We start from the raw sequence: 15,969 nt of genomic DNA, 5'->3' as shown, positions 1-15,969 counted from the left end.
CAGCGCCGGCCGCGTGCCTTGCATAACCGCAGTCATCGGCCTTCGCGCGTCGTGTCGCGCGCTGATGTTTGCGCGCGCGTGCGGCGCGTACCGGGATCGCGAATTCGCGCGATCGGTGTTGCACCGCAAAACTAAACTCGCGAGTTCAAGAACCAACACACGCGGCGCGATATCGCATCGGCAGGTTCGGGTTTTCGGATCGGCCGCGTCTGTACTTACACAGGTCGCAGCGAAAGACGACCCGAAACCGGAGGGGAGAGCGAATGCATTTGCAAGACACCAAGCGTCCGCACAAGCGCACGATCAAGCCATGCGTGTTGTTCCTGGCTTTGCTTCCATGTCTGGCGGCGATGAGTCTGACGGCCCAGGCCGCGGAAGGCGCGGGCGCCACCGCCAGGTTCGATATTCCGCAACAAAAGCTCGGCACTGCGCTGTCGGAGTACGCGCGCCAAAGCGGTACGCAATTGCTCTACTCGCCGGAACTGGCCAACGGCAAGACCGCGCCGGCGGTGCGCGGCGAGAAGACGCCGCGCCAGGCGCTCGACGAGTTGCTCGCCGGCACCGGTTTGAACTATTCCACCAGCGCCTCCGGCGCGATCCTGATCGGCGATGCCGCCGCCGGCGGCGCCAGCCCGAGCGAGACCTCGCGAAGCGGGGAGAAGCAGGGAAACGTCCAAGAGGTCGCCGAAACGCAGCCGACGGCGACCTCCCAAGAAACTCTGGCAGAACCCACGGCGCCCGCAACGACGACAAGCCCCGCTAGGGCTTCCAGCGCGACCACCTTGGACACCATCGTGGTGACCGCGCAGAAAAAGGTCGAGAACATCCAGAAGGTGCCGATCTCGATCAGCGCCTTCGGCGGCAAGGACCTGGGCGATCGCAAGATCGAGACCGGCGGCGATCTGGTCACCGCCACGCCCAACGTCACCTTCTCCAAGACCAACTTCGCCAGCTACAACTTCCAGATCCGCGGCATCGGCACCCAGGCGCTGTCGGTGACCACCGACCCGGCCGTGGCGGTGAGCTTCAACAGCACGCCGCTGATCCGCAACCGCCTGTTCGAACAGGAATACCTGGACGTGGAACGCGTCGAAGTGCTGCGCGGCCCGCAAGGCACCTTGTACGGGCGCAACGCGACCGCCGGCGTGGTCAACATGATCCCGAACCTGGCCAATCCGGAAGCCTTCGAGGCCGACGTCAAGGGCGAGATCGGCAACTACGACACGCGCCGGGTCAGCGGCATGGTCAACGTGCCGCTCAGCGATGCCTTCGCCTTCCGCCTGGCCACGCAGTACACCAAGCGCGACGGCTACGACGAGAACACGGTCACCGGCAAGGACGTCAACGACCGCGACCTGCTGTCGGTGCGCACCTCGCTGGCGTTCAAGCCCAGCGACAGGTTCAGCGCCAGCTTCGTGTGGGAGCATTTCCAGGAAGACGACAACCGCTCGCGCACCGGCAAGCAGCTGTGCCACAACGATCCGGGCCCGGTCACGATCGGTTCGACCACGGTCTCGGCGATCGACCGCAACTACCTGAGCCAAGGCTGCACGGACGGTTCGCTCTACGACCAGGGCGCCTACGGCGTTCCCAACGGCGGCAGCATTCCCTTCATCCTGGGCGCGCAGGTCGCGCCGGTCGGCTTCAGATTCGACGCGGACGGCAACTACGTCGACAACGTCTATATCGTTCAACCCGGTCTGGATCCGTACGGCGGCCTCACCCAGTCGCGCGACATGCGCAAGATCGCCACCGACTACGATCCGAAGTTCAAGGCCACCAACGACATCTTCCAGCTCAATCTGGACGCAGACGTGAGCGATCACCTCAAGCTGGTGTCGCAGACCGTGTACACGCGCGACCAGTACTACTCGACCCAGGACTACGGCCGCTTCCAATCCAGGAAGGTCTTTTCCGACACCTCCACCGGCGTGCAGTACTTCGGGCCGGACGGCACCTTGGTCCCGGTATTCAACGCATTGCCCGGCGGTGTGTATTGCGATCCGCAGCTGGGCTGCTCGGACCGCATGCTGATGGCCGACCTGGTCGACTCCGACGCCAAGCAGTGGTCGCAGGAGTTCCGCCTGCAGTCGTCGTTCGACGGCGCGTTCAATTTCAGCCTGGGCGCCAACTACCTCGAATACAAGGTCGACGAAAGCTATTACGTATTCAACAATCTGATCACCGCGCTGGCCGACCTGTACTTCAACGGCACCGGTGCGGGCAATCCGCCGTCCAAATGCCCGGCCGGCAGCGCTACCCGTTTCTATGAATCGCTGGGTGAGATGGTCCCGTGCGTCTACATCGACCCGAACCCGATCGGCTCGATCAACGGCCAGGGCCACAACTACTTCCGCAGCCGCAACGTGGCCGAGACCAAGTCGGCGGCGATCTTCGGCGAAGGCTATTGGAAGCTCAGCGACACCGTGCGCCTGACCGCCGGCGTGCGTTTCACCAACGATCGCAAGATCACCACGCCCTACCCCAGCCAGACCTTGCTCAGCGATTCGACCGGCACCGCCGGCCTGCCGCTGCTCTTCGGCGGCTATGTCGGCTACGGCTATCCCGCGTTGCCCAAGATCACCCAGACCTGGAACGAGCCGACTGGCCGCCTGGTGCTGGACTGGTCGCCGGATCTGTCGTTCACCGACAGCACCATGTTCTATGCCTCCGCCTCGCGCGGCTACAAGGCCGGCGGCACCAACTCGCCCGGCATCGCCGCCAATCCGATCGCGCTGACCTTCGAGCAGCGCAATCCGGAGTTCAAGCCCGAGTTCGTCAACGCCTTCGAAATGGGCATGAAGAACGTCATGGCCGGCGGCAAGTTCGTCTTGAACGGCACCTTGTTCTACAACGACTACAAGGATTACCAGGTCTCGCAGATCCAGGACCGGGCGACGTTCAACGAAAACTTCGACGCCAAGACCTGGGGTGCCGAGCTCGAAGCGGTATGGCGGCCGACCGAGGCGTTCCAGCTCAGCGGCAACGTCGGTCTGCTGCGCACCCGCATCGGCTCGAACCAGTACTCCATCGACGTGATCGACCGCACCGCCGGCAATTCCGATTGGGTGGTGGTCAAGCCCTGGCTGCAGCTGGCCTCCAACTGCATCGCGCCCAAGGAGTATGTCGAAGCGGTGCTGCAAGGAAGCTATCCGCTGGATCCGCCGTACAACAACGCCGCCAATGTCCTCAACAGCTTCTGCGCGACCAATCTGCCGCTGGCCGGCGGCGGCTTCGGACCCGGCGGCCTCTACGATGGCTCCTACGGCTTCACCTACGATCCGGCCAAGGACGCGCCCAATGGCGGCGCCGGCTTCGCCAAGAACGTCGGCGGCAACGAACTGCCCAACGCGCCGCACATCACCGTCAGCCTGAGCCCGCAATACACCTTCATGACCGGCAACGGCGATTTCACCGTTCGCGCGGACCTCTACTACCAGGGTCCGAGCTGGGCGCGCATCTATCAGGACAAGATCGATCGCCTCAGCGATTGGGGCAACGTCAACGTGTCATTGACCTGGAACAAGATCGAAAGCGATCTGTCGGTGCAGCTGTACGTGAAGAACGCACTCGGCGGAAAAGCCATCACCGGCACCTTCGTCAACAGCGACGACACCGGCCTGGGCAGCAACGTGTTCATCCAGGACCCGCGCATCATCGGTCTGTCGGTGCGCAAGGGATTTTTCTGAGTCAGCCATCGCATCGCGGCCGCGTTCGCGCGGCCGCGGCGAGCAAGAGACGCCCGACGGCCGCGGCAGCGCGCCGCAACCGCAGGGCAGCGCAGCCACGGCGCCCGCTTCATCCGTGACAGCACGTTTGGACACGTCCGTGTCCGTACACCTCGACGCATCACAGGAGAACAAGCAATGTCGAAGTTCAAGACGTCCCTTCTCACCCTCGCCACGGCCGTCGCCGTATTCGGCGCCACCTCGGCTTCGGCGGCGTCCTACCAGATCTGGAACGGTTCGGCGTGGGTCGACAGCGGCACCTCGCACTTCACCGGGCCGACCACGGCGGTGTATTCCGGTATCCAGGCTCCGTGCAACGCCGACTTCACCGTCACCCTGTCGGGCGGCGTGGCCAGCGTCACCGCCGCCAGCTTCAGCGGTTCGAGCACCTGCACCGGCATCGTCGCCAACGTTCTGCCGTGGCCGCTGTCCCCGCCGACGCCCTATAGCGGCCCCAACCCGGTGTTCACCGGCTCGCCGACCCTGGTTCCGGCGCTGTGGAGCGTGACCATCAGCGGCGTACGCATCACCCTGCCGCCACCGATCAGCGCCAGCTGCCCGAGCACCACCACCACGGGCTCGGTCCCCGGCGTGCTCGACGCCAACAGCTACTTCGTGTTCAACGCCAACCTGGGTCCGTGCGCCGTGAGGACGCGTACCAACCAGGCGCCGAACGCGCTGGTCGCCAACCCGGCGGTGCGCGTGGTTCCGTAAGCCCCACGCGACTCCGATCGGCGGCGGCGCTGCCGGTCGATGGTTCGGTTCGGCCGTATGCGCAGCGCAGGGAAGCGCGCGAGTCGCGCATGCGCCGAACCAACGCTTCGAGCGTCGCAAGGACTTGCAGGCCGGGCAGGCGCGTGTCCTGTCCGGCCCTCGCGGCCCTGGCGAAACCCCCGCTCGAAGCGGGGACATCACCGATCGCGCCGCCGCCGCGCCGAACGCTGCCGCACCCTGGGCAGCGTTCGGCGTCGCCGGGCGCGCGCGCCGGCCGACCTACTCAATGGAGGATTCACTATGCGCAAGACGTCGCTTTCTTTCGCTGTGGCGACGGCGGTGTTGCTGGTTGGACAAGCAACCTCGGCGACCGCCGGCACGCCTTCGGGCCCCTACGCGATGTTCCGGTTCTGCCCGTACACCAATCCGACGGTGACCACCTGCGTGATCAACCGGACCACGTCGGGTTCGCTCAACATCGGCAGCACCAGCATGCCGATCGACAAACCGATCGTGCTGCAGGGCGGAATCGAGAACATCGGCCCCTCGCCGTTGTACGCCGCGGTCGGTGGACCGACGCTGTCGGCGCCCTCGGCCAAGGTGCCCGGCGGCCTGCTCGGCATCGTCAATCCCGCGCCGAACTGGCCGGGCCCGTTGTGGACGGCGTTCTGGGCCATCGTCGGCGCGGTCAACGACGTCAACGCGACGCTCGAGCCGGTGCAGAACGTGCAGACCAACTTCGGCAATGCGCTGTACCCGCCCACCGACGGCAGCGATCCCACCGCCGCGCGACTGGCCGTGCGCGTGCGCCTGGACAATCCGTTCCTCGGCGGCAGTTGCTACATCGGCTCGGCCCAGGATCCGATCGTGCTGAAGCTGCAGACCGGCACCACCGCGCCGCCGGCGCCCAATCTTCCCATCGCCGGCAATCCGGGCGTGGTCACCAACGTGTGGACCGACGAACCGAACTTCATCGGCTATCTGCAGGTCGACGACACCACCCTGGTGGACAACTCCTTCGCCGTGCCCGCGGCCAAGGGCTGCGGCAACATCGCCTTGGGGCTGCCGATCCTGACGCCGATTCTCGACGCGCTGGTGTCGGGCGCGGTCAACCTGAAAGTGGGCTTGCCGGCCGCCGCGGGCAAGAACACCGCGATCATGACCGGCAACGCGTCGCTCTCCGCATCGGAGTACGTGCTGGCCAGCGAGCAGTAAGGAAGTTGGCTAGGATGCATCCCATCGATTGCGCTTTGGAGTGGATCGGGATGCACGGCGGCGATGGGATCGTGGATGCGATGCGGCCTTCGCCGGCCGCCGGACGGTCGTCGCGTTGATGCGCGGCCGCATGCTCGCCGCGGCCGTCGCCGGATTGTTCGTGGCCGGCGGCGTGTATTACGCCGGTCTCGTTCAAGGCCGTTCTTCTACCGGCGCGCAACCGCCGGGAACCCCCGCCGCCGAAGGATCGGCCGCGGAGGAAGACGGCGTGAAGCATGGAGCGCACTCAGGGACGAAACCCGGCGCGGGCACTGCAGGAAAGCTTCCCGCGCCGGGAACTCCATTGAAGTACATGTACGCGGATATGCAAGCGCGGGCCGACGCCGGCGATGTCGCGGCCGCGACCCGGCTGTACCGCGACGTCAGCCTGTGCCGCCGTTTCGAGCGCCTGGATCGCGATAACGCCAAGTTGTCCGATGAGTTGCTCGCGCAGGCGGTCGACTCGATGAACGCCGAGCAGTTGAAGAGCTATCGCGCGCAACTCGACGGCGTCGAATCGCGCCGGCAGAACATGAACTCGATCCGCGACCTGTGCGACGGCGCCGGCCAGGACGCACTCGACAGCCTGCTGCCGAACTTGCGCCGCGCCGCGCAGCTGGGCGAGCCGTATGCGCGCGCGTGCTACCTCGAACGCGGACCCAATTACGATCCGGGCAGCCTGCTCGATCATCCCGAACGCTTGGGATCGTACCGGCGCGATGCACAGGCGCTGATCCAGGCCGGGCTGGACGGCGGCGATTGGCGCGTGGTCGACGTATTGCGCAACGCCTACCAACCCGGCTCGTCGAATCTGCTGTCGGCCGCGGTCGGCACCGATCCGTATCAGCGTTACCGCTATCTCAAGCTGTTCGGACTCGGCGCGCCGGCGGGTCAGGATCGCGGAGAGATCGAAAGCGATCTGCAGCGCGCCGCGGCCAAACTCAGCGCGGCGCAGATCGCCCAGGCCGACGCCTGGGCAGGCAAGACCTTCAACGACGATTTCCAAGCCAAGCCGATCGGCGCGGACGGTCCGTTGTGGGATCCGTGCGTGTTTCCTTACGATTGAATGAGACGGCGACGGTTTCCATCGCCACTGCGGGACGATATGCGAAGCAAAGGCACCTTGTTGATGGCGATCGCCGCGCTGGCCGCGGTGGTCGGCGCGTACTTTCTCGGCCGCGCCGACGTGACGCGGCCGACCGCGCCGATGCATGTCGCCATCGTCGGCGCGACCGCGACGGATGCGGCCGGCGAATCCGCGACGATCGGCGCCAGCCCTCCGAGCGACGAACGCGGCCTGCTGCCGCCGCCCAATGCGCCGTTGAAGGACAGCTACGCGCGACTGCAGGCGCGCGCCAACGGCGGCGACAAGGACGCGGCCAGCCGACTGCTGCGCGATCTGGATCGCTGCAACCGGTTGCGCGGTTCGCAGTGGAAGAACGACGGCGCGACCAGCGAACTCACCGGAAAATCCACCGACGGCATGAGCGCGGCGCAGCTGCGCACCTATCAACTGCAGCTCGATGCGATGCAGCTGCGACAGCAGGCGGTGCGCAATCACCAGGCGCTGTGCGCCGGCGTCGACGACAAGCTGCTCGACACCTTGGTGCCCAACCTGGCCCAGGCGGCGCGCCTGGGCGATGCGCAGGCGCGCGCCTGTTATCTCGAACGCGGGCCGCTGTACGACGCGCGCAGCCTGATCCGCCATCCCGAATCCTTGCAGTCTTATCGCAACGCGACTTCGGCGCTGATCGACGGCGGCCTGGCCGCCGGCGACTGGCGCGTGGTCGATCTGTTGCAGCAGGCCTATGAGCCCGGCTCGCAGCAGCTGCTCGCCGGGCTGATCGGCAGCGACCCGGTGCAGCACTACCGCTACCTCAAGCTCTACCGTCTGGGCGCCGAGCCGCACCGCGTCGCCCAGCTCGATCGGCAATTGGCTACGGCCACGGCGAATCTGAGCGCGGCGCAAGTCGCGCAGGCCGACGACTGGGCGCAGACCGCGCTGCGCCAGAACTTCAAGGACCCATCGACCCAGGCCACGCCGCAGGGCTGGGACGCCTGCGAGTTTTAAGGTCGGATCATCCGCCCCGCTCGCGTCGATCGAAGCCGCCCTTGTAGGAGCGGCGCAAGCCGCGACCGCGACATCGCGTCCACGCCGCAAACGGCCAGTCCGCGGTCGCGGCTTGCGCCGCTCCTACACCCGCACTTCCATCGTCGATCGCTCTCGCGGACGCGGACGACGCGCCGGCATCGTCCGCGCCTTTCACCGATCACTTCACCAAACGCACCGTGGTATTGGTCGCATTGGCAGCATCGCCGTACTGGTTGATGACATGCGTGATCTCACCATAACCGCCACCCAGCGACACCGTGGTCATGTTGTGGAACATCGCGCCGTTCAAACCCGCTGCCGGCGCTTCGATCGCGCTGAACAGCTTGACGCTGCGGTTGACGTTGAAGAAACAGTAGATACCCACGCCCCAGGCGTCGTGGCTGGTCACCGAATCGGCGACCTTGTAGGAGGCGAAACCGTTGACGCCGTTGTTCATCCAGCTGGCCTGATTGGGCACGTCGTAGGGAATCTCGCTCTGATAGAAGTACACCCGGCCGTTGTTGCCGTTCCAGATGGTCTGATACTTGTGGAAGTGCTCGACGAACAAACCGTAGGCCGACACGTTGTTGCCGTTGACGATCAGGCCGTTGACCGTGGTGTTGAGATCCCAGCCCCAACCGCTGCCGTGATCGGCGCGCCACAGCCACAGGTGATCGGCGATCACATCGTGACTGTTGATCTTCAAGCTCACCGTCGCGCGGCCTACCGCGGCGCCGCCGACGCGGAAGAACACGTCGTGCAGCGAGGTGGGGTTGCCCGCGTGGCTGGCCGAGCTGCCGTTGGGGCCGACTTCCAGCAACACCTGCGAGTTGGTCACGCCGGCATCGAACAGCACGCCGGCGATCTTGACCCCGTCGACGTCGGCCACGTTCATCGCATTGACGCCGTTGTCGGGAATCAAGGTCGCCAGGCCGATACCGAGCACCACGGTGTTGGCGCGGGTCACCCGCAAGGTGTCGTTCAAGCGGTAGATGCCCGGGGTGAACAGCAGATGCTTGCCTTGATTCAACGCAGCATTGAGCGTTGCCGCGGTGTCGCGCCCGGCGCGGGCGATATGGAAGGACTCGATCGGAATCGACTGCCCGGCCGCGGCGCCGTTGCCCCAACTGGTGCCGCTGCTGTCGCTGCGCAAGGCCGGTACGAACACGCTGTAGCGGTTGGACGCGTCCACGGTCAAGAACGGCTTCTCGCGCACCACCGGCACGGTGGCGCGCACGGTGTTGGGCGGGTTGGGCCATGACGCGCCGTTCGGCGCGCCGCTGACGCCGGCGAAGACCATGTTCCAGTTCGAGCCGGCCCAGCTGCCCATTTGCGAGTTGCGGGTGAACCATTGCTGCTGGCCGCCGGAATTGATCTGGCCGTCGACGCGGCTGTCGGCGATAAAGCCGCCGCTCGACCAACCGTTGTCGTCCAGCGCCATGTTGCCGCGCACGTGGATGCGCCGGAACGGCGCGGCCTGCGACACCGCCCAGCGATTGAGGCCGCCGCTGGGATTGATCGCCAGATTCTCGGCCGCGCGCCAGAAGTTGTGGGTGGCGTTGCCGTCGAACCAATCGGCCTCGGCGTGCACTGCGCCGTTGATGACGACGTCGCCCGGCGCCGCGCCCAAGCCCAGCACCTGAGTGTAGAAACCGACGTTGACGTCGATGTTGTAGTTGCCCGGCTTGAACACAATCGCGTACCGGTCCGGGCCGAATTGATTTTCTTCCTGCAGCCGGAAGATGTCGTTGGCGGTGGCCTGCATCTGCGAGGCCGACGAAGCCGGGTCGAAGATCACCACGTTCGGGCCGAAATCCGGCGTCGCGACGACGTTGCCGATCGAGAACCAGTTGAAGTTTCCGGTGCTGCCGCCGGCGCCGACGCTGTCCATGCGCAGTTGGATCACGTGCGAGCCCGCGGACAAGGAGATCGGCGCCGACAAGGTGCGCCAGTTCTGCCAGCCGCCGGTGTCGGGCACGCTCAGCGTCGAGGTCGCGGCGACGCCGTCGACGTTGAAATGGAAGTTGCCGCCCGCGCCTTGACTGGCCACCCGCACCTGCACGGTGTAGTTGCCCGCCTGCAGAACATTCACCGTGTAGTTGAGCCATTCCTCGCCGACCGTCCAACCCACGTTGAAGCCGCCGCCGCTGTCGCCGCTGGCTTCGATGCCGACGCCCTCGTTGCGATACTGGCCGCCTGGATTGCTGTTGCCCGGGTTGTAGTAGCCCACGTTCTGGCCGCCCAGGTCGAAGTTCTCGGCCTGCACCGTGCCGGGCAACGCCCAGGCGCTGCCTCCGTACGGGGTTCCGGCGCGGGCCTGACCCGCGGGCCAACTCAAGGCGAATGCAAAACCGATCACAAGGCCGAATACTGTCTTCACGGGTTGGGGTCTCCGAACGAAATCGCGCTGACGGATGCAGCGGTGCGCGCCCGTTCTACCCGGATCCACGCGGCGATCTGCCGCCTGCGTAGCGGATTAGCCGAAGGTCGTACGCGCGCGACGCGAACGCGTGGCGAACTTGCTGATGCAGGTCGCGCTCGATCCGCGCAATCGGCCCGGATTCGGCCACCGGCCGTGCGGCCGCTGTGCGTTCGCACATTTGGTTACCGATGATCCGATTCGAGCCGCGAGCCGTTGCATGGATCGCATGCACGATTCACCATGGGCCGGACCCACGATCACGCGCGCAGTTGCGACCGCCAGGAGCGCCGAGCATGGCCGAGCACCCGCCGATTCCGCCTTCGATCCAGAGCCGGCTCAACGCCATCTGCATGGGCCTGCCCGAAGTCGTCGAAGAATCGGCCTGGACCGGTATTCGCTGGGTGGTGGCGAAGAAGAACTTCGCCCACGCGGTGATGATCGCCGAGGGCTGGCCGCCCGCCTACGCCGAAGCCGCCGGCAGCGCCGGCCCGATGCTCGTATTGACCTTCCGTCTACCGCCCGCGCGACTGGCTGCGCCGAAATTCTCCCGGCCGCCGTTCTTCCGTCCGGTGTGGTTCGCCAACATCGTCGGTATCCGCCTCGATGCGCACAGCGACTGGGACGAGATCGCCGATCTGATCACCGAAAGCTACTGCGTGCTGGCGCCGAAGAAGCTCAGCGCGCTGGTGGACCGGCCGAACGGTTGATCGCGCTCAGCCGCCGGCCTGGGTGCGCGCCTGGATCGCATGCACCACCGCCGCCATGTCCGACGCGCCATGGCCCAACTGCAGCGCTTCGCCGAACAACGCGTGGCATACGTCGAGCAGCGGCGAAGCGATCTCGGCGCGGCGCGCGGCCTGGGCGATCAACTGATTGTTCTTGAGCACGTCGGCCAGCGCGGCCTGGACCGAATACTCGCAGTCGACCAGCTTGGCCAACTTGATCTTCGACACCGCGCTCGCCATCGGCCCGGCGTCGAGCACGGCCTGCAACTGATGCAGGTCCAGGCCGTGGCGCTCGGCGAAATGCACCGACTCGGCCAGGCCGGTGACCATCGAGATCAGGAACAGGTTCACCGACAGCTTCATCCACAAGGCGTTGGGCACCGCTCCGCAGACGAAAGCCTGCGCGCACATCGGCGCGAGCAGGGGCTGTACCTCGCGTACCGCCGTGTCGTCGCCGGCGAGCATCGCCACCAGTTGGCCGTTCTCGGCCGGAATCCGCGAACCCGACACCGGCGCTTCGACGTAGCCGCCGCCGGCGGCGCGGATGTCGGCCTCCAGCTCGCGCGAATACTCGGCCGAGGTGGTGCCCATGTGGACCACGATGCGTTCGCGCAGATCGATCGCGAAGCGCGAACCATCGCGGCCGAGCACCGCGTCGATCGCCGCCTCGTCGGCGAGCATCACGATCACCACGCGCGCGCGCCGGAATACGTCGGCCGGATCGGCGGCCACGCGCGCGCCGGCATCGCCGAGCACCCGCAACGCGCGCGCCGAACGGTTCCATACGATCGGCGCCATACCCGCGCGCGCGAGGTTCAAGGCCATCGGTTGGCCCATCACGCCCAGACCGATGAAGCCGATGTCGGTGAGGGTGTCGGTAACGCTGTCGGTATTCATGCCGCCTCTGCGAATGCGCGTGCGCGCGATCGGGTCGTCGCCGCCACAGTCTAGTCACGATCCAGGCCCGGTAGCGTGCGCCGCGCCTCCAGGGCGCGCGCCGCGAGCGCTACGGCCACGGCCGGCAAACCGGCGCGCACGCGGCGGCCACGGACGCGGCGTATATTTCCCGGATCGACGTCATCGTGGAGCGTATCCGTGTGGGATCCCGGTAAATACCTCGACTTCGCCGACCTGCGCGGGCGGCCGTTCTTCGATCTGACCGCGCGGATCGGCGCGCAGACGCCGCGCCGGGTCGTCGATCTGGGTTGCGGCCCGGGCAATCTGACCCTGAGCCTGGCGCAGCGCTGGCCCGATGCGGCGCTGGAAGCCAGCGACAATTCGCCCGAGATGGTGCAGGCCGCGCGCGCGGCGGGCATCGCCGCCGAACTGCTCGACGTGCGCGAATGGACGCCCAAGCCCGATACCGACGTGGTGATTTCCAACGCGGTGCTGCAATGGGTGCCCGAGCATCGGCAGTTGCTCGAACGCTGGGCGCGCGAACTGCCGCCGGGCGCGTGGATCGCGATCCAGGTACCGGGCAATTTCGACGCGCCTTCGCACGCGCTGACCCGCGAGTTGGCCGCCAGCGCGCGCTGGGCCGCGCGCTTGGCCGAGGTCGGCCTGCGCGAGGACGACGCGGTCGATACGCCGCCGCAGTACGCCGAACGCCTGGCCGCGCAAGGCTGCATGGTCGACGCCTGGGAAACCACCTACACCCAGCGGCTGGCCGGCGAGAACGCGGTGTTGGAGTGGATCACCGGCACCGCCCTGCGTCCGGTCAAGGCCGCCTTGGACGAGCAGGAGTGGCAGCAGTTCCGCCGGGATCTGGCGCCGATGCTGGACCGCGCCTATCCGCCGCGCGGCGACGGCACGACCTGGTTCGAGTTCCGCCGGATCTTCGTGGTGGCGCGCACTCCGGGCGGCGGTTGACGCCCGCCGTTCGCGCCGGCGACACGGCAAAATCTCTCCGCCGCCTCCTTGCGGCGAAGAGCCAAAGCGTTACAGCGCGTCGCCGCCGAATTTGTGCGTGTACTGCACGAAGATCTGGCGGCCGAGCGTGTCGAACCAGGATATGTCGTAGTAGGGATAGGTGGTGTAGCTCGCATCCCTCGGCGGCAGCTTGTCGAACACATTGATCACCGACAGCGCCAGCTGCGCGTAATCGCTGAAGCGGTATTGCATCGACAGGTTGTAGCGGTAGGTCGCGTTGACCCAGAGATGGCCGCCGTCGGCCGGATCGTAGATCCGATTGTAGGAATCGTAGTTGGGCAGCTTGCCCAGGCGCTCGCCGTGCACGGTCGCGGTCCAACGATCCTTTTCCCAGCTCACGCTGGCACTGGCCTTGCTGCGCGGGATGTCGAAGCCGTTGTTGATCGCGAACTGATCCAGGGCCCGGTCGCCGGCATATTGCCGGCTCTCGTGCTCGCGCACCCAGCTGTAGCTGCCGTTGAAGCGAAAGCCGCCGATCGCGGTTTCGAGCCGGTAGCGCGCGTTGAAATCCAGGCCGTTGGTGCGCTCGTTGGCGATGTTGATCGGATTGACCGAGGCGCCGTAGAGGCGACCGTCGCTGCTTCGGACGATGCGCGCGAGCGCATCGACGCAGGTCGGCGAATTCGCGCTCACCGGCGTCCCATCGGGCCGCTGGCCGAGGCGGCAGCTGGCCTCGTCCTGGAGAATGCCGTCGACCCGCAGGTCCTGCACCTGATCGCGCAAGTCGATATCGAAGTAGTCCAGCGAGAAATCCAGATTCGCCAGCGGCGACCAGACCACGCCGGCGGTCCAAGAGGTGCTGGTTTCCGGTCCGAGCTTGCGATTGCCGCTGCGGGTCACGATCAGGTTTTCTTCGGAAAACGAGCACTCCTTCAGGTCGGTGCCGGGCTCTTCGTTGCGGCAACGGTAGTAGTCCATGCTGAAGGCTTCCGCGTTGCCTTCGCCGGCGAAAACGTAATGCAGATCCGGCGCGCGGAACGCGCTGCCGTAGGAGGCGCGCACCAGCAGCGATTGCAGCGGCCGCCATTCCAGGCCGGCGCTGTAGGTGAGCTTGTCGATGCGATTGCCGCTGTAGCGGTATTGGTCGTAACGGCCGGCGACGCTGAGATTCAGGCGCTCGAACAAAGGCACCCGCAATTCGCCGGCGGCGGCCCAGCGATCGCGGCTGCCGTGGCCGTCGGAATCGCGCCAACTGTAGTAGTAGTACTGCGTGGCCAGCGGATCCGGACGCAGCTTGTAGCTCTGGCTGCCGGCTTCCAGGGTGCCGGCGAAACCGACTGCGCCGGCCGGCGTGGCGAACAGCTCGGTGTTGGTGAAGGTCAGCGACAGCGTGTCGGTGCGGGACTTGGGTTGGTAGGTGGTGCGTGCGGCGATGGAATCGTATTCGCTGCGGGTCAGTGGGCGATACAGGCGCTCGGGATCGACGTCGAAGATCGCAAGGCCGTCCTCGTCCACGCCGAGCTGCGGCCCCAGAAACAGCGCATTACCCTTGGCCGCGACGATCTGCGGCCAACTGATCGTCGCCTGGTACTGCGAGTGGCTCAACGCGGATTCCCAATCCCAGTGCTGCCCCAGTCGTCCCTTGAACCCGGTGGCGAGACTGAAAGTCTTCTGCCGGTTGCGAACCGTGCCGGCGTCCAGGCCGCCCATCTCCTCGGGCGCGAACTGACGCTGCCAGTATTCGACCTGGTCGGTGGCCCGGTTGAAGAAGTAGCCCCGCTCGTTGCCGTCGGGCGCTTGATAACTCCAATGGCCGACATCGCGAAACATCGACAATTCGTGATAACCCAATTGCATATCGGCGAACCACTGCGAGCCGCTGTCCAAGCGATACCCCAGCGAAGCGTAAGCGTTGAGGCCTTCACGCTTGCTGGTGATGGTGCCGTAGCTGATCGCTTGCTCGCTGCCGCAGAAATACCCTTCTCCGCCGTCGGGGCCCAAGCGCGGGCGCGAGGCGCGGCGGGTGGTGCCACCGTTGAGATACGCCAGGGGTCCGCATGCGGTACCAGGGTCCAGGAATTCGTCGTCGCCGTTGGTGCGCAGAAAGCCGCGGCGCGCAGCGCGAGCCGATGCGGTCGGCGCGTCGCCAGTGGAGTCCTGCCGCGCGCGATCGTAAGCCCACAACGGGTTCTGCGCTCGCAGTTCCACGCCGTAGATCGCATCGAAACGTTCGCCGCTGTAGCCGCTGGACACGCTGAGGTTGAACGACTCGCCGCCGCCGCGGGTGGTGTCGCCCATGCGGAAATCGACCGTGGTGCCGTCGGCCTGTTTCTTGAGGATGAAATTGACCACGCCGGAGATCGCGTCCGAACCGTAGATCGCCGACGCGCTGCCGGTCAGGATTTCGATCCGGTCGACCATGCCGAGCGGAATGTTCGAGATGTCGGTGAAGTTGCTGCGGCCCTTGAACGGCATCGGGAAATCGGCGATGCGGCGGCCATTGACCAGTACCAGGGTGTGGTTGGGCCCCAGTCCGCGCAGATCGACCTGTTGCGCGCCGGGCGAAAAGTCGCCGCCGCTGTTGGACTGCTGGCTCTGCGTCTCCCCGCTGTTCTGGGTCATCGCGCGCAGCACGTCGGGTACGGTAGTGAAACCGTTGGCCTTGATCTCCTGCGCGGTCATCACCGTTACCGGCGCCGGGCCTTCGATCTGCGCGCGCGGAATGCGCGAACCGGTGACCTGGACGACCTGCAGGTCGACGGCGGCCGGCTCATCGAGGTCGAGGCTGGCGCCGCGCGGCACCGGTTGCGGCCGCGGCGCCGCCGGCCGCGCGGGCGCGGCGGCCTTGACGATCGCGATCGCACCAGAAGCGTCGCGACGCGCGGCGTAGCCGCTGCCCTGAAGCAGACGATCGAGCGCATCGGCGGGCGTCATCGTGCCCTGCACGCCCCGAGTGCGCAGGCCCCTGAGCCGATCGGCCGAATACACGAACTGCACGCCCGACTGGCGCGCCAGCGCATCCAGCGCGACGGTCAGATCGCCGGCCGGAACGTCCACGCGCCCACTTTGCGCTTGCGCGGACAAGGCCGCGCCGCACGCCAGAGTCAACCACATCCCCCGCAGACGTCTCACCATCGACTCTCCCCCTCCCCGGTCCGGCGCTCG

The 15,969-nt window shown here is 66.5% G+C and carries 10 protein-coding genes; 7 read left to right on the top strand and 3 right to left on the bottom strand.

Annotation, left to right across the window (positions count from 1 at the left end; genetic code table 11):
* Nucleotides 1–263: 263 nt before the first annotated feature.
* From ACTOWJ_RS14350 to ACTOWJ_RS14330, 5 genes are all read left to right on the top strand, one after another.
* Nucleotides 264–3,689, top strand: a complete 3,426-nt coding sequence (locus ACTOWJ_RS14350; protein WP_441335307.1) for a TonB-dependent receptor domain-containing protein — start codon at nt 264–266, stop codon at nt 3,687–3,689.
* Between the two features lie 177 nt (nt 3,690–3,866).
* Nucleotides 3,867–4,442: a hypothetical protein gene (locus ACTOWJ_RS14345; protein ID WP_441335306.1), complete on the top strand. Its 576-nt coding sequence runs from the start codon at nt 3,867–3,869 to the stop codon at nt 4,440–4,442.
* A gap of 300 nt (nt 4,443–4,742) precedes the next feature.
* Nucleotides 4,743–5,657: a hypothetical protein gene (locus tag ACTOWJ_RS14340; RefSeq protein ID WP_441335305.1), complete on the top strand. Its 915-nt coding sequence runs from the start codon at nt 4,743–4,745 to the stop codon at nt 5,655–5,657.
* 352 nt (nt 5,658–6,009) lie between these two features.
* Entirely contained in the window at nt 6,010–6,762 is a 753-nt protein-coding gene (locus ACTOWJ_RS14335) for a hypothetical protein (RefSeq protein ID WP_441335304.1), read from the top strand.
* 39 nt (nt 6,763–6,801) lie between these two features.
* The gene (locus tag ACTOWJ_RS14330; RefSeq protein ID WP_441335303.1) at nt 6,802–7,767 is read left to right on the top strand and encodes a hypothetical protein; all 966 of its coding nucleotides are present in this window, start codon (nt 6,802–6,804) and stop codon (nt 7,765–7,767) included.
* Between the two features lie 199 nt (nt 7,768–7,966).
* Here ACTOWJ_RS14330 and ACTOWJ_RS14325 read toward each other — a convergent pair whose 3' ends face one another.
* Nucleotides 7,967–10,168, bottom strand: a complete 2,202-nt coding sequence (locus ACTOWJ_RS14325; protein WP_441335302.1) for a carbohydrate-binding protein — start codon at nt 10,166–10,168, stop codon at nt 7,967–7,969.
* Nucleotides 10,169–10,503: 335 nt separating this feature from the next.
* On the opposite strand from ACTOWJ_RS14325, the gene ACTOWJ_RS14320 reads away from it, so the two are divergent.
* The gene (locus ACTOWJ_RS14320; protein ID WP_441335301.1) at nt 10,504–10,917 is read left to right on the top strand and encodes a hypothetical protein; all 414 of its coding nucleotides are present in this window, start codon (nt 10,504–10,506) and stop codon (nt 10,915–10,917) included.
* 6 nt (nt 10,918–10,923) lie between these two features.
* Here ACTOWJ_RS14320 and ACTOWJ_RS14315 read toward each other — a convergent pair whose 3' ends face one another.
* Nucleotides 10,924–11,832 (bottom strand): NAD(P)-dependent oxidoreductase, encoded by a 909-nt coding sequence (locus ACTOWJ_RS14315; RefSeq protein WP_441335300.1) that lies wholly within the window; start codon nt 11,830–11,832, stop codon nt 10,924–10,926.
* A 198-nt stretch (nt 11,833–12,030) separates the two neighbouring features.
* Between ACTOWJ_RS14315 and ACTOWJ_RS14310 the strand changes: the two genes are divergently transcribed.
* On the top strand, nt 12,031–12,804 hold the full coding sequence (locus tag ACTOWJ_RS14310) for a trans-aconitate 2-methyltransferase (protein WP_441335299.1): 774 nt from the start codon (nt 12,031–12,033) through the stop codon (nt 12,802–12,804).
* Nucleotides 12,805–12,873: 69 nt separating this feature from the next.
* Here the strand turns inward: ACTOWJ_RS14310 and ACTOWJ_RS14305 are convergent, their stop codons facing one another.
* On the bottom strand, nt 12,874–15,939 hold the full coding sequence (locus ACTOWJ_RS14305; protein ID WP_441335298.1) for a TonB-dependent receptor domain-containing protein: 3,066 nt from the start codon (nt 15,937–15,939) through the stop codon (nt 12,874–12,876).
* Between the last annotated feature and the right edge of the window lie 30 nt (nt 15,940–15,969).

The organism is Lysobacter sp. CA199 (assembly GCF_052078715.1).
Taxonomy (GTDB): domain Bacteria; phylum Pseudomonadota; class Gammaproteobacteria; order Xanthomonadales; family Xanthomonadaceae; genus Lysobacter.
The sequence above is the reverse complement of the archived record's forward strand: the minus strand, read 5'-3'. Positions and strand labels throughout refer to the sequence as shown.